The 15,672-nt window shown below is 59.8% G+C and carries 16 protein-coding genes; 11 read left to right on the forward strand and 5 right to left on the reverse strand.

Features of this window, described 5'->3' with window-relative positions; translation table 11 throughout:
* The 4 genes from fhuC (at position 1) to HF675_RS04610 (ending at position 4,202) form a co-directional block, all read left to right on the forward strand.
* Positions 1–798 carry a Fe3+-hydroxamate ABC transporter ATP-binding protein FhuC gene (gene fhuC, locus HF675_RS04595; RefSeq protein ID WP_105232449.1) on the forward strand — a complete coding sequence of 266 codons (798 nt, stop codon included), beginning with the start codon at positions 1–3 and terminating at the stop codon, positions 796–798.
* Positions 798–1,694: a Fe(3+)-hydroxamate ABC transporter substrate-binding protein FhuD gene (gene fhuD, locus HF675_RS04600; protein WP_187044155.1), complete on the forward strand. Its 897-nt coding sequence runs from the start codon at positions 798–800 to the stop codon at positions 1,692–1,694. The genes fhuC and fhuD overlap by 1 nt, the downstream gene beginning before the upstream one ends.
* Positions 1,691–3,679 (forward strand): Fe(3+)-hydroxamate ABC transporter permease FhuB, encoded by a 1,989-nt coding sequence (gene fhuB, locus HF675_RS04605; RefSeq protein WP_187044156.1) that lies wholly within the window; start codon positions 1,691–1,693, stop codon positions 3,677–3,679. Before fhuD ends, fhuB begins: the two co-directional genes overlap by 4 nt.
* A 196-nt stretch (positions 3,680–3,875) precedes the next feature.
* On the forward strand, positions 3,876–4,202 hold the full coding sequence (locus HF675_RS04610; RefSeq protein WP_105232446.1) for a hypothetical protein: 327 nt from the start codon (positions 3,876–3,878) through the stop codon (positions 4,200–4,202).
* A gap of 152 nt (positions 4,203–4,354) precedes the next feature.
* On the opposite strand, the gene HF675_RS04615 is transcribed toward HF675_RS04610, so the two are convergent.
* The 3 genes from HF675_RS04615 to HF675_RS04625 all read right to left on the reverse strand — a co-directional run bounded on the left by HF675_RS04615 (position 4,355) and on the right by HF675_RS04625 (position 6,093).
* Positions 4,355–4,609, reverse strand: coding sequence for a contact-dependent growth inhibition system immunity protein (locus HF675_RS04615; RefSeq protein WP_255427355.1), 255 nt, complete (start codon positions 4,607–4,609; stop codon positions 4,355–4,357).
* A 49-nt stretch (positions 4,610–4,658) separates the two neighbouring features.
* Positions 4,659–4,961: a contact-dependent growth inhibition system immunity protein gene (locus HF675_RS04620; RefSeq protein ID WP_105232445.1), complete on the reverse strand. Its 303-nt coding sequence runs from the start codon at positions 4,959–4,961 to the stop codon at positions 4,659–4,661.
* Positions 4,962–5,160: 199 nt separating this feature from the next.
* Positions 5,161–6,093, reverse strand: coding sequence for a LysR family transcriptional regulator (locus HF675_RS04625; RefSeq protein ID WP_105232444.1), 933 nt, complete (start codon positions 6,091–6,093; stop codon positions 5,161–5,163).
* 99 nt (positions 6,094–6,192) lie between these two features.
* Here HF675_RS04625 and HF675_RS04630 point away from each other — a divergent pair, with 99 nt between their 5' ends.
* Positions 6,193–6,627, forward strand: a complete 435-nt coding sequence (locus HF675_RS04630) for a DMT family transporter (RefSeq protein ID WP_105232443.1) — start codon at positions 6,193–6,195, stop codon at positions 6,625–6,627.
* 10 nt (positions 6,628–6,637) lie between these two features.
* Positions 6,638–7,090, forward strand: a complete 453-nt coding sequence (locus HF675_RS04635; RefSeq protein WP_187044157.1) for a DMT family transporter — start codon at positions 6,638–6,640, stop codon at positions 7,088–7,090.
* 63 nt (positions 7,091–7,153) lie between these two features.
* On the opposite strand, the gene metK is transcribed toward HF675_RS04635, so the two are convergent.
* Positions 7,154–8,308, reverse strand: a complete 1,155-nt coding sequence (metK, locus tag HF675_RS04640; RefSeq protein ID WP_105232441.1) for a methionine adenosyltransferase — start codon at positions 8,306–8,308, stop codon at positions 7,154–7,156.
* 984 nt (positions 8,309–9,292) lie between these two features.
* On the opposite strand from metK, the gene speA reads away from it, so the two are divergent.
* The 3 genes from speA to rluF all read left to right on the forward strand — a co-directional run bounded on the left by speA (position 9,293) and on the right by rluF (position 13,300).
* Complete coding sequence (speA, locus tag HF675_RS04645; protein ID WP_111736513.1) at positions 9,293–11,269, forward strand: biosynthetic arginine decarboxylase; 1,977 nt, start codon at positions 9,293–9,295, stop codon at positions 11,267–11,269.
* Positions 11,270–11,474: 205 nt separating this feature from the next.
* A complete protein-coding gene (gene speB / locus HF675_RS04650; RefSeq protein ID WP_105232439.1) occupies positions 11,475–12,395 on the forward strand; it encodes an agmatinase in 921 nt (306 codons plus the stop codon).
* 59 nt (positions 12,396–12,454) lie between these two features.
* Entirely contained in the window at positions 12,455–13,300 is an 846-nt protein-coding gene (gene rluF / locus HF675_RS04655; RefSeq protein ID WP_105232438.1) for a 23S rRNA pseudouridine(2604) synthase RluF, read from the forward strand.
* A 121-nt stretch (positions 13,301–13,421) separates the two neighbouring features.
* Here rluF and HF675_RS04660 read toward each other — a convergent pair whose 3' ends face one another.
* Positions 13,422–14,660, reverse strand: a complete 1,239-nt coding sequence (locus HF675_RS04660; protein WP_187044158.1) for an MFS transporter — start codon at positions 14,658–14,660, stop codon at positions 13,422–13,424.
* Between the two features lie 381 nt (positions 14,661–15,041).
* Here HF675_RS04660 and HF675_RS04665 point away from each other — a divergent pair, with 381 nt between their 5' ends.
* Both HF675_RS04665 and HF675_RS04670 read left to right on the forward strand, forming a co-directional pair.
* Positions 15,042–15,359: a non-heme iron oxygenase ferredoxin subunit gene (locus HF675_RS04665; RefSeq protein ID WP_105232436.1), complete on the forward strand. Its 318-nt coding sequence runs from the start codon at positions 15,042–15,044 to the stop codon at positions 15,357–15,359.
* A 3-nt stretch (positions 15,360–15,362) separates the two neighbouring features.
* The gene (locus HF675_RS04670) at positions 15,363–15,671 is read left to right on the forward strand and encodes a recombinase-like helix-turn-helix domain-containing protein (RefSeq protein WP_105232435.1); all 309 of its coding nucleotides are present in this window, start codon (positions 15,363–15,365) and stop codon (positions 15,669–15,671) included.
* Position 15,672: the final 1 nt, after the last annotated feature.

Here is a 15,672-nt window from a genome sequence, read left to right on the forward strand (position 1 = left end):
ATGCAGGATAAACATCTTCTCCAAGAGGCGACGTTCACGCTGGATAACGTGAGCTTCGCCGTCCCCGGCCGCATACTGCTGCAACCGCTGTCATTGACCTTTCCGCACGGCAAGGTCTGCGGGCTGATCGGCCATAACGGCTCTGGTAAATCCACGCTATTGAAAATTCTCGGCCGTCACCAGGCGGCGACCGGCGGGCAGGTCTTGCTGAACGATACGCCGCTGGCGCAGTGGGACAGCAAGGCGTTTGCCCGCGAAGTGGCCTATCTGCCGCAGCAACTGCCGGCCGCCGAAGGCATGACGGTGCGCGAACTGGTGGCCATCGGCCGTTACCCGTGGCACGGCGCGCTGGGACGCTTTTCCGCCGCCGATCGTCAGCACGTTGAAGAGGCGATCGCGCTGGTGGGCTTAAAACCGCTGGCCGGCCGGCTGGTGGACAGCCTGTCCGGCGGCGAACGTCAGCGCGCCTGGCTGGCGATGCTGGTGGCGCAGGACAGCCGCTGCCTGCTGCTGGACGAGCCGACCTCGGCGCTGGATATCGCCCATCAGGTGGAAGTGCTGGCGTTGATTCAGCGTCTGAGCCGCGAGCGCGGCCTGACGGTGATCGCGGTGCTGCACGATATCAATATGGCCGCCCGCTACTGCGACCATCTGGTGGCGCTGCGCGGCGGAGAAATGATCGCTCAGGGCGCGCCGCTGGAACTGATGCAGGGGCCGGTGCTGGAGCAGATCTACGGCATTCCGATGGGCACGCTGCCGCATCCGAGCGGCGGTTCACCGGTGAGCTTTGTCTACTGATGCATGATATGTCTTTTGATCCCTTCCGCCGCCGCCTGCTGGCGGCGCTGGCGCTGTCGCCGCTGCTGACCTCGCTGCCGGGCCGCGCTGCCGCGCCGCCTGATCTGGGGCGCATTGTGGCGCTGGAATGGCTGCCGGCCGAACTGCTGCTGGCGCTGGGCGTAACGCCGCAGGCGGTGGCCGATATTCATAACTACAACCTGTGGGTGCGTGAGCCGGCCCTGCCGGCGACGGTGGTTGACGCCGGCCAGCGCACCGAACCCAATCTGGAGCTGCTGCAACAGCTGCAGCCGTCGCTGGTGCTGCTGTCGCAGGGCTATGGCCCGTCGCCGCAGCTGTTGGCGCCGATTGCGCCGACCATGGAATTCGCCTTTAACGACGGCAGCGGCAAACCGCTGACCGTCGCCAAAAACTCACTGCGTCAGCTGGCGCAGCGGCTGGGGCTGGAAAGCCGCGCCGAGCGGCATCTGCAGCACTTTGACGCCTTCATCAGCGACGCGCGCCGGCGGCTGCAGGATTACACCCGCCAGCCGCTGCTGCTGTTCTCGCTGATCGATAACCGCCACGCGCTGGTGATCGGCCATCAGAGCCTGTTCCAGCAGGTAATGGACCAGCTCGGTATCGCCAACGCCTGGGCAGGGGAGACCAACTTCTGGGGCTCGGCGATCGTCGGTATTGAACGTCTGGCGGCGGTGAAAAATGCGCGGGCAATCTATTTCGATCACGGCAATCAGCGGATGCTGGCGCAGGTGAGCGCGACGCCGCTGTGGCAGTCACTGCCGTTTGTGCGTCAGCAGCAGCTGCGTCGGGTGCCGGCGGTCTGGCTGTACGGCGCCACGCTGTCTGCGATGCGCTTTTGCCGGCTGCTGGAACAGGCACAGGAGGCGCGCGCATGAATCACAGACTGCGTATTTTACCGATCGCGCTGCTGGCGTTGCTGGCGGCCGCCGCCGGCGGTCTGAGCGTCTTTAACCTGTTGCAGCAGCTGCCGCTGGCGCAGTGGGGGCAGGCGCTGCGGGCGCCGGACATCGATAACGTGCAGCAGATGGTGTTCCATTACAGCCTGCTGCCGCGCCTGTGCATTGCATTGCTGGCCGGCGCCGGCCTGGGGCTGGTGGGCGTGCTGTTCCAGCAGGTGCTGCGCAACCCGCTGGCCGAGCCGGCGACGCTCGGCGTTTCAGCCGGTGCGCAGCTGGGGCTGACTATCGCCACGCTGTGGATGCTGCCGGGCGGCGCGCTGACCGAACAGCTGGCCGCGATGGCCGGTGCGATCGTGGTGGGCGCGCTGGTGTTCGGCGTGGCCTGGGGCAAGCGGATGTCGCCGGTGACACTGATTCTGGCCGGTCTGGTGCTGGGGCTGTACTGCGGCGCGGTCAGCAGCCTGCTGGCGCTGTTTAACTATGAACAGCTGCAGGGGCTGTTCCTGTGGAGCACCGGTTCGCTGAACCAGCAGGACTGGAGCGCGGTGCAGTTTATCCTGCCGCGTCTGCTGCTGGCGGCCCTATTGGCCGCGCTGCTGATCCGCCCGCTGACCCTGCTGGGCCTGGATGACGGCGTCGCGCGCAACCTGGGACTGGGGCTGGCGCTTGCCCGCTTCAGCGCGCTGGCGCTGGCGATCGTGTTCAGCGCTATGTTGGTCAATGCGGTGGGGGTGATCGGCTTTATCGGCCTGTTCGCGCCGCTGATGGCCAAAATGCTGGGGGCGCGCCGGCTGGCGCATCGGATGATGCTGGCACCGCTGCTGGGGGCGCTGCTGCTGTGGTTGACCGACCAGCTGATGGTGTGGCTGGCGCTGGTCTGGCGTGAAATTCCGACCGGCGCCGCCACCGCCCTGATTGGCGCGCCGCTGCTGCTGTGGCTGCTGCCGCGCCTGCGCAGCGCCGCTACGCCGCCGCCGATGAACCTGGGCGACCGGGTGCCGGCCGAGCGTCAGCATCTGCCGCGCTGGCTGGTGCTGGGCGGCGCGCTGTTGCTGGCCGGGCTGGCGGTGGCGCTGATGCTGGGGAAAAACGCCGCCGGCTGGCACTGGAGCGTCGGCACGGAGTTTGAATCGCTGTGGCCGTGGCGCTGGCCGCGGGTGCTGTCGGCGCTGGCAGCGGGCGTGATGCTGGCGGTGGCGGGGACGCTGATTCAAAAGCTGACCGGCAACCCGATGGCCAGCCCGGAAGTGCTCGGCATCAGCTCCGGCGCGGCATTCGGCGTGGTGGTGATGATGTTTATCGTGCCGGGCGATGCCTTTGTCTGGCTGCTGCCGGCGGGCAGTCTGGGGGCGGCGCTGACGCTGCTGGTGATTACCGTGGTCGCCGGACGCGGCGGCTTCTCGACCGAGCGGATGCTGCTGGCGGGGATTGCGCTCAGCACCGCGTTCACCACCACCATCTATCTGCTGCTGGCCAGCGGCGACCCGCGTATGGGCGGCCTGCTGACCTGGATTTCCGGCTCGACCTATGCGGTAACCGGGGCGCAGACGATCCGCACCGCGCTGATTGCCGCGCTGCTGGTGCTGCTGGCGCCGCTGTGCCGCCGCTGGCTGACCATCCTGCCGCTGGGCGGCGCGACGGCGCGTTCGGTCGGCATCGCGCTGACGCCGGTGCGGCTGAGCATTCTGCTGCTGGCGGCGACGCTGACCGCGATGGCGACGCTGACCGTCGGCCCGCTCAGTTTTGTCGGCCTGATGGCGCCGCATATGGCGCGTATGCTGGGCTTCCGCCGCGCGCTGCCGCAGATGCTGATTGCCGCACTGCTGGGTGGTTTGCTGATGGTGTTTGCCGACTGGTGCGGACGGATGGTGCTGTTCCCTTACCAAATCCCGGCCGGCCTGCTGGCGACCTTTATCGGCGCGCCGTATTTCGTCTATCTGCTGCGCAGGCAGACCGCGTAGCGGCTCCGCCGGATTCTCCTCAAGTGCCCGGCCTACCGTAATGCCGGGCACTTAAGGCTATCAGCATTGTTTTCAAAGGGATATTTTACCTGTTTAGTCCGATCTTTCTCATACTCCCGTACGGTCAGCATTAGCCTTCTGGTCGGTTTTTTTTGTCAGGATAGCGGTATACTGAGAGGCAATAGGAGGTGGTGATGTGGCGATAACTGAAGAAGCATTATTGAGGTCAGGTTTTACGGCGAAAGACATACAGAAGCTCAGGAATAATAGTGCCAACTATGGCTCAACCATGGATGTCATTGTTTCAGACTTGGCAAACCGATTTTTGATCAATGTGTGGGTAACATTGGGTGTTTTTGCTGTCTGTCTGATAGCCTTGGTCTTGGGTTCCGTTGGCAGTGCTTTATCAGGCGTAGTTGCCGGCTTATTTGTCTTGTTAATCGGCTGGTTCACCGTCCCTGCGGGTCTGGCGTATAAGTCCTGGCGTTTCAGAAAACAGACTTACGAGCAATCTATTCGTTGAGTATCGGTATCTAGGTTTTTGTGTATTGGTTTTTTGATTCTATTGTTTTTTTATTGTGTACACCCTTGGGTACACGGAAAAAGGTCGTGCCCCATCATTCTGCCTGCTTTTTGCTCACACACTGCCGCCCTGGTCACTCAAGGGAGGTCTGCTTAGTGGACCAACTGGTGACTTGCGGGGCTAATAGCCGAATTTGTTCCAAAAAAATCCTTTGCCGTTGTTCCCCATAGCTCTGGCAACACATCGTTCCCCCATCGAGCACTGAATTCCTCATCAATCGACTCTGGATATGTCTCTTCAAATTCGACGATATCCGCGATCAAGGTATCGATCTTCGATGATGGGTTGTCTTGAAGATAGAAACCTCTATAACGCTGGGAAGGGGTGTCGCCCCTGTGATTTCGCAGCTATCCTGTCCGAAATAAATTTGTATCAGATGTTCTGAGTGCGGAAAAGTTACCCATGACCTTTACTCAAAGTTTGAATGACTTTTTCGAGGAACCTCCGGGTGGAGTATCCCCATGCTGTTGGAGAAAATTCCCCTTCAGCTAGGTTTATAAAGGCAAACTCAAGTTGCGTATCATCCGGGTATAAACCCAGAAACATTTGGGCTTCATTCACTGTTTTTTGCACAGTCATAACATTTTCGGTGTCCCTGTAAGACTCAAGAATCTCCTCTACGGACTCCCCGAATAAATCGCAATCTTGTCCGAAAAAAACACGGACCAGAGTACCAAGGTTAGGTGTTTGAGATGCCATACATTCCCTTATCTGATAATTGGATAGGCTGTCAAAATGTAATAGGGTTTACCGTTGTACACTTTCTTTAGCAGAACCACGCGTACGGAGTTAGAAGTTAACTTTATGGAGTTCCCTTGCCTAGGCGTTATAAATCGTGAGGTTAGTTTAACACTGGGCTATTCCCCAAATCAGCGCCAGGATACGTAAAGGGAAGAGGTCAAAACTGCCAGTAAAGCGGCTCGCCAAACGCCTCCACGTAGTGATCGATCACCGCCCTGACGTTCAGCGGCGGGCGGCGGGCGTGCGGATAGACGGCGGCGATCTGTTGCGGCTCGGTCTTTATCGCCGTCTCAAACTCCGGCAGCAGCCTGACCAGCTCGCCGTTTTGCAGACGCTCGCCCATCAGCCAGTCGGGAAACAGCACCAGTCCCATGCCGCCCAGCGCGGCGACCAGCAGCGTTTCCGCATTGTTGGACGTTAACAGCGGGGAGAGCGGATAGTGCACCCAGGCGTCGCCGGGGGCGCGAAACAGCCAGCGGTTCGGCCCGGACGAGCCGCGGTACACCAGACAGCGGTGGCGGCTGAGCTCCGCCGGGCTTTGCGGCGCGCCGTAACGGCGCAGATAGGCCGGCGAGGCGGCGAGGTAGTAGCGCAGCTCACCAAACACCCGGGCGTGGAAGGAGGAGTCCGTCAGCGTGCCGATACGAAAGATAACGTCTGCGGCATCGCGATGCGGATCGATAAAGTCATCGGTCTGCACCAGATCGATCAGCAGGCGGGGGTAGCGGGCGGCCAGCGCGGGCAGGGCGGGCGCCACGTGGCGCTGGCCGAAGAACACCGGCGTATTGATGCGCACCAGCCCGGACGGCTCCAGCGCCCGCTCCTGCAGTTCCTTGCGTGCCTCGTCCAGCTGTTCGGCCATGCTGCGCGCATAGTCGATAAACAGCCGCCCGGACTCGGTCGGTATCACTGCGCGCGTATTGCGGTAAAACAGCTGCTGCCCCAGCGCATCTTCCAACTGGTGAATAATGCGCGAGACCTTGGAGGCTGAAATGCCGCGCTGTCGCGCGACAACGGAGAAGTTCTGTGCGTCAAAGACATCAATAAAAATCTTTAACGCGCTGACATTAATCGCGTCGGTATCCAGCATTGATGCAAATCCTGCAAAGGTGTTTAACGGATTATACCGTTTTTCTTCGTTTTCTGCCGCTGTAAGCTTCTCCGCCTGATTCATCGGAGAGCATTTGCTATGCAACTTTTACTGATTTTACTGGTTATCGCAGGCGGGATGGGCCTGTCGGTAGAGGCGGGATTGCTGGGGCCGCTGGGCGGCGAGGTCGGCGATCTGTGGGCGACGTTCAGCATCTTCGGCGTTGGCGCCGCGCTGACTTTCCTGCTGATGCTGTTTTTCAGCCCGCGCAACAGCCCATCCTTTTTTGCCCAGCCGGGCTGGCAGCTGCTGGGCGGCGTGCTGGGGCCGATCTACGTGGTGATTCTGACCGTGGCGACGCCCGCCATCGGCGTGGCGCTGACCATGATCGGCATTCTGGCCGGGCAGGTCTTCAAAAGCCTGATTATCGACCATTTCGGCCTGTTGGGTACGCCGCACCGGAAAATAGACGCCAGACGCATTCTCGCGCTGGTTTTCATCATCGCCGCGCTGGCGCTGGTCGCGCAGGGTTAAGGGGGACACCATGACGATATTGATGATTTTACTGGCGGTGGTTGGCGGTGCAATGCTGAGCATTCAGGCGGCGATCAACGGCCAACTGGGCAGCAAAGTGGGCGTGTTCCGCAGCGCCTTTCTGACCTTTTCCGTCGGCACGCTGGTGACCGCGCTGCTGATTTTCTTCTTTGAACCCAAACAGGCGGTCAGCCTGCTGGATGTGCCGAAATGGCAGCTGGTGGGGGCGCTGTTCGGCGTGCCTTACATTGTCATTATGGTGCTGGCGGTGCAGCGTATCGGCACGGCGGTGGCGACGGTGGCGGTGATTTTCGGCCAGTTGACGATGAGCATGCTGATCGACAACTTTGGCTGGCTGGGCAACGCCGCCATCGGCTTCTCCGCCAGCCGGCTGGGCGCGATTGTCTGTCTGGCGATTGCGCTGGGCTTTATCTACTCCAGCAGCCGGACATCGGCGAAGTAGGACGGTTCGGCAGGGTAAAAAAAAGGCCGGGCATGATGCCCGGCCTTTCTGTTTGGCGCTGGTTTATTTCAGACCGGCGGCGTCGCGCAGCAGGGCAGCTTTGTCGGTCGCTTCCCATGGGAAGTGTTCGCGGCCGAAGTGGCCGTAGGCGGCGGTTTCGCGGTAGATAGGCTTGAGCAGATCCATCATCTGAATCAGGCCGTACGGACGCAGGTCGAAGAATTCGCGCACCAGCAGGGTCAACTGCTCGGTCGGTACTTTCTCGGTGCCGAAGGTTTCCACCATGATGGAGGTTGGCTCCGCCACGCCGATGGCGTAGGAGACCTGGATTTCGCAGCGGTCGGCCAGGCCGGCGGCAACGATGTTTTTCGCCACGTAGCGCGCGGCGTAAGCGGCGGAACGGTCAACCTTGGACGGATCCTTGCCGGAGAAGGCGCCGCCGCCGTGACGCGCCATGCCGCCGTAGGTATCAACAATGATTTTACGCCCGGTCAGGCCGCAGTCGCCCATCGGGCCGCCGATAACGAAACGGCCGGTCGGGTTGATGTGGTACTTGGTGGCGGCGCTCAGCCACTCGGCAGGCAGAACCGGCTTGATGATCTCTTCCATCACCGCTTCTTGCAGATCTTTTTGCGCAATCTCTTCAGAGTGCTGGGTAGACAGCACCACCGCATCGATGCCGACGATTTTACCGTCGTCATACTGGAAAGTGACCTGGCTTTTCGCATCCGGACGCAGCCACGGCAGCGTGCCGTTTTTACGCACTTCAGACTGACGCTGCACCAGACGGTGCGCATAGGTGACCGGCGCCGGCATCAGCACGTCGGTTTCATTGGTGGCATAGCCAAACATCAGGCCCTGATCGCCTGCGCCCTGTTCCAGCGGATCGGTGCGGTCTACGCCCTGATTGATATCCGGCGACTGCTTGCCGATGGCGCTCAGCACCGCGCAGGAGTTGGCGTCGAAGCCCATATCGGAATGCACGTAGCCGATGTCGCGCACGGTGTTACGGGTGATCTCTTCGATATCGACCCAGGCGCTGGTGGTGATTTCGCCGCCAACCAGCACCATGCCGGTTTTCACGTAGGTTTCGCAAGCGACGCGGGCTTTCGGGTCCTGCTCCAGAATGGCGTCGAGTACGGCATCGGAGATCTGGTCGGCGATTTTATCAGGATGTCCTTCAGAAACGGATTCAGACGTGAAGAGGTGTTTAGCCATTGTATTCTTTACCTTGCATAAGACGGGTGGAAATTACTGCACAGCGCTGGAGATCCGGGCATCGAAGCGAAGGGTCTTCCGCTGATGGCGCGAGATGCATCCTGCAACGCCCCTCAGGCAAAGCCGTTAAGCAGTTTTTTCGGTTAACCAGTATATCCCTTCGTCTTCCACTCAGGCGGCGTCTTTGGCAGCCCGTTGACGTTCATCAGGTATATAGATGGATTAACATCTGGACGTCTATTTTAGGTTATGCTTTAGCCGGATTGCCAGTATTTTTTTGCCGTTTATCGCTTTTCCTCTGGCGCACCGACGCCATTTTCATCGCTTGAAACAGTTTGCGGCAAATTTTCATTTTGCATTTTGCCCGGGTTATCGGTATAAACTGCGCGCACGGCTCATTTGCTGGCCAATACGGCGACATAAGTTGTAAAGGTCTGTGAATCCGCTGCAGGCGTCCCGACGGACGCTGCCGCTTCATAGAACGGTCACGTTCTTACACTACTATTAGAGGCCTGGTCGTTCTGCTGAACGACGCGCGTGGAGGTGGTTGGATTAATGATCCGTTGTCTACCGGCTGTTGGTTCCCGACAGCAGTGCCAGTCCGGCACCAATTCTTCTGTTATCTCCCGTCTTTTCTCTATTTCACCTACCCGGTGTGATAAACACCTGGGCGCTACTCAGGATTCTCGGGCCGGCTAATCCCGCCTGACCGACGTTGCCGTCAGGCTGCGCCGGGCCGGCTGGTATTTCGCTCGTCTGAAGCACTGAACAAGGGTAGCCTGCAGCCTTCCTGTGGGATGTTTCTTGGCCTGATTCACGAGGTTTGAACAGGGTGTCTTACAATTATAGGGGTAACCAACCGATCGCCAGACGCGAACGGCCGGCTGATGTGCCGCCGCCAATGCGTCAGGCTGGGTTGTTCTCGCGGGATGTAGCTGCGATAGTGGCTGACTACGTCGTCAGAACGGGAAATGAGGCGAATTAATGTCTGATGATCTAATGAATAACCGCGCGTCAGCAGCGGGTGAACCAGTTTCTTTGCGCTCCATGCAGGAGGTTGCCATGAATGACCGTAACGCCAGCAAGATGCTGCGTACGTATAACGTCGCCTATTGGGGCAATAATTATTATGACGTCAATGAGCGCGGCCATATCAGCGTGTGTCCGGACCCGGACGTTCCCGAAGCGCGCGTCGACCTTGCTGAACTGGTGAAAGAGCGTCAGAAAGAGGGGCAACGCCTGCCGGCGCTGTTCTGCTTCCCGCAGATCCTGCAGCATCGCCTGCGTTCGATTAACGCCGCCTTTAAGCGTGCGCGCGAGTCGTTCGGCTATCAGGGCGGCTATTTCCTGGTGTACCCGATCAAGGTCAACCAGCATCGGCGCGTTATCGAGTCGCTGGTCAACTCCGGCGAACCGCTGGGGCTGGAAGCCGGCTCCAAGGCGGAGCTGATGGCGGTGCTGGCGCATGCCGGCATGACCCGTTCGGTGATTGTCTGTAACGGTTATAAAGACCGTGAATATATTCGTCTGGCGTTGATCGGTGAAAAGCTAGGTCACAAGGTGTACCTGGTGATCGAGAAAATGTCGGAAATCAATCTGGTGCTGGAAGAAGCGGAGCGCCTGAACGTGGTGCCGCGCCTGGGCGTGCGTGCGCGTCTGGCGTCTCAGGGTTCCGGCAAATGGCAGTCCAGCGGCGGCGAGAAGTCCAAGTTCGGCCTGGCGGCGGTGCAGGTGCTGAAGCTGGTGGAAACCTTGCGCGAGGCGGGGCGTCTGGACAGCCTGCAGCTGCTGCACTTCCACCTGGGGTCGCAGTTGGCCAACATTCGCGATATCGCCACCGGCGTGCGCGAGTCGGCGCGTTTCTACGTTGAACTGCACAAACTGGGTGTCAATATCCAGTGCTTCGACGTGGGCGGCGGCCTGGGGGTCGATTACGAAGGCACCCGCTCGCAGTCCGACTGTTCGGTCAACTACGGCCTGAACGAATACGCCAATAACGTGATCTGGGGCATCGGCGACGCCTGTAATGAACACGGCCTGCCGCACCCGACGGTGATCACCGAATCCGGCCGCGCGGTGACCGCGCACCATACGGTGCTGGTGTCCAACGTGATCGGCGTGGAACGCAACGAGTTCAGCGAGCCGGAGCCGCCGGTGGCGGATGCGCCGCGCGCGCTGGAAAGCATGTGGGAAACCTGGCAGGAGATGAACGAGCCGGAAAACCGCCGCTCGCTGCGCGAATGGCTGCACGACAGCCAGATGGACCTGCATGACGTACACACCCAATATGCGCACGGTATGCTGGATCTGACCAAGCGCGCCTGGGCGGAGCAGCTGTATCTGAACATCTGCAACAAAATCCAGCAGCAGCTGGATCCGAGCAACCGCGCTCACCGGCCGATTATCGATGAGCTGCAGGAGCGGATGGCGGACAAGTTCTACGTCAACTTCTCGCTGTTCCAGTCGATGCCGGACGCCTGGGGGATCGATCAGCTGTTCCCGGTGCTGCCGCTGGAAGGGTTGGATCAGCCGCCGGAAGGGCGCGCGGTGCTGCTGGACATTACCTGCGATTCGGACGGCACTATCGACCATTACGTCGACGGCGACGGCGTGGCGACCACCATGCCGATGCCGCCGTACGATCCGGAGAACCCGCCGGTGCTGGGCTTCTTTATGGTCGGCGCCTATCAGGAAATTCTGGGCAATATGCATAACCTGTTCGGCGACACCGCCTCGGTTGACGTGTATATCTTCCCGGACGGCACCATCGAAGCCGAGCAGTCCGACGACGGCGACACCGTGGCCGATATGCTGCAGTATGTGCAGCTGGACCCGACGGCGCTACTGGCCAAGTTCCGCGATCAGGTGAAAGAAACCGATCTGGATAACGCGCTGCAGGCGCAGTTCCTGGAAGAGTTCGAAGCCGGCCTGTACGGTTATACTTACCTGGAAGACGAGTAACGCCACGGCGCGGATGGCGTCATCCGCGCCGACTTGAAGCCTGAGGAAAATCGGGCGATAATTCAGGCCATCAGCAGCGCTGAAAGCTGAAAAGAACGTTTACATCAATCCCTTCCTCGTCGGGCTAACGACGCGGAGGGGATTTTTTTTTGTTGGGCCTGTGACGTTGCGCCGCGGGCGAAATGTTGAACGATGAGGATTTACTATGAGCACCTTAGGTCATCAGTCCGATAATTCTTTAGTGTCCAATGCCTTTGGTTTCCTGCGTTTTCCGCTGAATTTCATGCCGTATGACAGCGATGCGGAGTGGGTGATTACCGGCATTCCCTTTGATATGGCGACTTCCGGCCGCGCCGGCGGGCGTCACGGGCCAGCGGCGATCCGCCAGGTGTCCACCAACCTGGCGTGGGAAGGCAACCGCTGGCCGTGGAGTTTTGACCTGCGTGACCGGCTGAACGTGGTTGACTGCGGCGATATCGTGTTCAACTTCGGCGATGCGCAGGACATGAGCGACAAGCTGCAGGCCCATGCGGAGAAACTGTTGCAGGCCGGCAAGCGCATGCTTTCCTTCGGCGGCGATCACTTTGTCACGCTGCCGCTGCTGCGTGCGCACGCCAAGCACTTTGGCAAAATGGCGCTGGTGCACTTTGACGCACATACCGATACCTACGCCAACGGCAGCAAATTCGACCACGGCACCATGTTCTACCATGCGCCGAACGAAGGCCTGATCGATCCGCATCACTCGGTGCAGATCGGCATCCGCACCGAATTCGACCACGATAACGGCTTCACCGTGCTGGATGCGGCGCAGGTTAACGATCGCGGCGTGGACGATCTGCTGACCCAGATCAAACAGATCGTCGGCGATATGCCGGTGTATCTGACCTTCGACATCGACTGCCTGGATCCGGCCTTTGCGCCCGGCACCGGCACGCCGGTAATCGGCGGCCTGACTTCCGATCGCGCGCTGAAGCTGCTGCGCGGCATGCAGTCGCTGAATATCGTCGGTATGGACGTGGTGGAAGTGGCGCCGGCCTATGACCAGTCGGAAATCACCGCGCTGGCCGCGGCGACGCTGGCGCTGGAAATGCTGTATCTGCAGGCGGCGAAAAAGCAGGCGTAAGCGAGAGTAGTGCAAAACCCCGGTCTTGCCAAAGACCGGGGGATTTTATGGAGACAGGCATGCTGGCCAAACCATCTGTACGGCTGAACAAATATATTAGCGAAAGCGGGATCTGCTCGCGTCGCGATGCCGATCGTTATATCGAACAAGGCAATGTTTTTATTAATGGCAAGCGCGTGGCGCTGGGCGATCGGGTATTTCCGGGAGATGTGGTCAAGGTTAACGGCCAGCTCATCGAGCCGCGTAGTGAAGACAACCTGGTCTTCATTGCGCTGAACAAACCGGTAGGCATTGTCAGCACCACGGAAAGCGGCGAAAAAGACAACATTGTCGATTTCGTGAATCACAGTACGCGTATTTTCCCGATCGGGCGGTTAGATAAAGACTCGCAGGGGCTGATCTTCCTGACTAACCACGGCGATCTGGTGAACAAGATCCTGCGGGCCGGTAACGATCACGAAAAAGAGTATCTGGTGACGGTCAATAAACCGGTCACCGATGAATTTATCCGCGGTTTAGCGGCGGGCGTACCGATGCTGGGCACGGTGACCAAAAAATGCAAGGTGAAGAAAGTCTCCGCCTCGGTGTTTCGCATCGTGCTGGTGCAGGGGCTTAACCGCCAGATCCGCCGCATGTGTGAACATTTTGGCTATGAGGTCACCAAGCTGGAGCGGACCCGCATTATGAATGTCGGGCTGGCCGGCTTACCGCTGGGAGACTGGCGGGAATTAACGGATGACGAACTGATCGCGTTGTTTAAACTGATTGAGGATTCCTCGTCGGAAGCAAAACCGGCGACCCGAAAACCGGTGGTCAACAAGGCCAAAAAAGCCAGTAAACCCGCCGCGCTTCCCGCCGGGCGCAAGCGGTTCACCCAGCCAGGCCGTAAAAAGAAAGGGCGTTAGCGACAGAGCTGCGCCGCCGGCAAATTTGTCCGGCGGCGTATGCCGTTACGATCCCATCCCCCTGCTTTTCCTGCATCGCTGACTTGAAGACGTCAGCCCTTAAAATCTGCAGTTTCGCAGCTTACGGGCGCTGTGCCAGCGGCCGGGCCGGGCGCATTTTGCCAAACAGCACGCCGCCCGCCAGCAGCGTGACCAGCTGCGAGGCGATCAGCACCGCAAAGCCGGATGACACCGTGCCCTGAGCGGCCATCACCAGCCCCATGATCAGCGGAATAAAGGCGGAAAACAGATTGCCGATGCCGTTGATAATGCCGTAGGCGCTGCCGACCGCCTGCGGCTTGGCGTAGTGCTGCAGCAGCGTCGGGATCGCCGCGCCCTGCAGGCCCCAGCAGGCGTTGGCCGCCAGCAGGAAAAAGGCGATCCAGCCGGTCTGAGCACTGTTCATCAGTCCGGCCACGCACAGCGCGGTGGCGCCGCCGCCGATGGCAAAAATCAGCGGCGCCTGGTGCCGCTGCATCCGGTCGAGCAGCGCGCCGCCGAGATATTTCGCGCCGATGCTGACGATAAACGGCAGCGACGCCATCGCCCCCATCTGTTTAATCGAAAAGCCTTTTTCGTCGATCAGGTAGGCCGGCAGCCAGGCGCTGGAGCCCCACAGATAGCTGAGGGTGGCGATCTCCACCAGCATAATCCAGCCGAGCATCGGCGTCTGCCAGGCGTCGCTAAAGGTGCGCCAGACGCGTGCCAGCACCGGCGTGGCGGCACGCGGCGGCGGCGCGCTTTGCGCCGGGCGGATAAACGCGCGGATCAGCCCCAGTCCGGCCAGCAGATTAAACGCCGCCAGTAGGTAAAACGACATCGCCCAGCCGAAATGGGCCATCAGAAAGCCGACCAGCGGAAAGCCGAGCGCCAGCCCGAGCGACACGCCGAGCGCGCTGACGGCGTTGGGTTTGCCTAACTCATCGGCCGCGAAGTGGTCGCTGATATACATGGTTTTCAGCGAAAACAGCGGCCCTTCGCTGATGCCCAGCAGGGCGCGCACCAGCAGCAGCCACAGGACGCTGCCCGCCAGCGGCGAGGCGGCGGTCAGCAGCGCCCACAGCAGCACGCTGAGCGTCAGCGCACGGCGGTAGCCCATCAGCGTTTCCAGAAACGGCGTCAGCAGCAGCGCCGCCAGGCCGTAACCGAGCAGAAAGGCGGTCATCAGCGTGCCCTGATGCACCCGGTTATCCCCCAGGCCGAAGTGATGCAGAAAATCCGGATTGACCACCATCACGGCGATATTTACCCGATCGACATAGGCGATGACGATCAGGAACAGCAGGGCGAACACGCCGTACCAGCGCTGACGAGCATTCACAAAGCACTCCTTAACACGGTGATAAACCTGCGCGGCGGGCGGCGTTTGCCGGGCCTGAAGGCGGGGATTACCCCTCTGAATGTAAAATTATTGTTTCATGAAAGCGCGCAGTTATCGGCGCGAGAAAACTTTTACGCCGCTTTTTATGCAAAAATCAACGCTTTTTGGCATATAAATTCACGATGTAATGCATAAATACCATCGTATTTTCATATCGGTGCATTTTTTCGTGATCTCCTCCGCATTTGTAATCTTTAAACAACCTTTTATTAACAATTGTCGTCCGGCTCGCTTGACGAAACATTCGCCAGTTTTATAGTGGGCGTATTAAATAAGAAACTGAGTTTCATATATGAAACAAAGAGATAGAGGGTTTTAGCAATGAGCTGGAAGAACGTGTGCGAAGTGTCTCAGGTAAAAGAAGATTTCCCTTACTCGGCGACGGTAGACGGCAAAGAGGTCGGGGTGTATCTGATCGACGGGCAATACTACGCGCTGGAAGATGTTTGCCCGCACGCCTACGCCTTGCTCAGCCAGGGGTTTGTTGACGACGGCAAAGTGGAGTGCCCGCTGCACGAAGCGCTGTTTGACGTACGCACCGGCCAGTGCCTGCGTGAACCGGGCGGCCGCGACCTGCAAACCTTTCCCACCCGCGTGATCGACAATCAGATCCAGATCACCGTCATCGAGGAGGAGTAATTCATGCAACACATTACCGATTTCAACCCGTGGCTGCCGGACACCCAGCAGGTGATCCCGGCGCGCGAGGGCGGCAACGGCCAGATCCATCAGCCGGGCAGCTACCAGAATGTGATCTGGCAGACGCGCGCCCGCGTACCGGACGGTTTTGAAACGGCGTTGGTCGCCGCGCTGGAAGAGATCTTCGAGGGCGGGGCGAGCGAGCTGGATCAGATCGTCAGCGCGCTGAATCAGCGCCGTCTGTTCGATCGCAACGGTCAGCCGTGGAATGAAGCGGCGTTCCGCGAATTCCTTCACGTTAACGGTTTCTGAG

This window comes from Serratia sp. JUb9 (genome assembly GCF_014298095.1).
GTDB lineage: Bacteria > Pseudomonadota > Gammaproteobacteria > Enterobacterales > Enterobacteriaceae > Serratia_B > Serratia_B rhizosphaerae.

Bases quoted from the DNA above. Each gene is read 5' to 3' on its own strand.
- fhuC (WP_105232449.1), top strand. From the start codon at position 1: ATGCAGGATAAACATCTTCTCCAAGAGGCGACGTTCACGCTGGATAAC.
- fhuD (WP_187044155.1), top strand. From the start codon at position 798: ATGCATGATATGTCTTTTGATCCCTTCCGCCGCCGCCTGCTGGCGGCG.
- fhuB (WP_187044156.1), top strand. From the start codon at position 1,691: ATGAATCACAGACTGCGTATTTTACCGATCGCGCTGCTGGCGTTGCTG.
- HF675_RS04620 (WP_105232445.1), bottom strand. From the start codon at position 4,961: ATGGCATCTCAAACACCTAACCTTGGTACTCTGGTCCGTGTTTTTTTC.
- HF675_RS04625 (WP_105232444.1), bottom strand. From the start codon at position 6,093: ATGCTGGATACCGACGCGATTAATGTCAGCGCGTTAAAGATTTTTATT.
- HF675_RS04630 (WP_105232443.1), top strand. From the start codon at position 6,193: ATGCAACTTTTACTGATTTTACTGGTTATCGCAGGCGGGATGGGCCTG.
- HF675_RS04635 (WP_187044157.1), top strand. From the start codon at position 6,638: ATGACGATATTGATGATTTTACTGGCGGTGGTTGGCGGTGCAATGCTG.
- metK (WP_105232441.1), bottom strand. From the start codon at position 8,308: ATGGCTAAACACCTCTTCACGTCTGAATCCGTTTCTGAAGGACATCCT.
- speA (WP_111736513.1), top strand. From the start codon at position 9,293: ATGTCTGATGATCTAATGAATAACCGCGCGTCAGCAGCGGGTGAACCA.
- speB (WP_105232439.1), top strand. From the start codon at position 11,475: ATGAGCACCTTAGGTCATCAGTCCGATAATTCTTTAGTGTCCAATGCC.
- rluF (WP_105232438.1), top strand. From the start codon at position 12,455: ATGCTGGCCAAACCATCTGTACGGCTGAACAAATATATTAGCGAAAGC.
- HF675_RS04665 (WP_105232436.1), top strand. From the start codon at position 15,042: ATGAGCTGGAAGAACGTGTGCGAAGTGTCTCAGGTAAAAGAAGATTTC.
- HF675_RS04670 (WP_105232435.1), top strand. From the start codon at position 15,363: ATGCAACACATTACCGATTTCAACCCGTGGCTGCCGGACACCCAGCAG.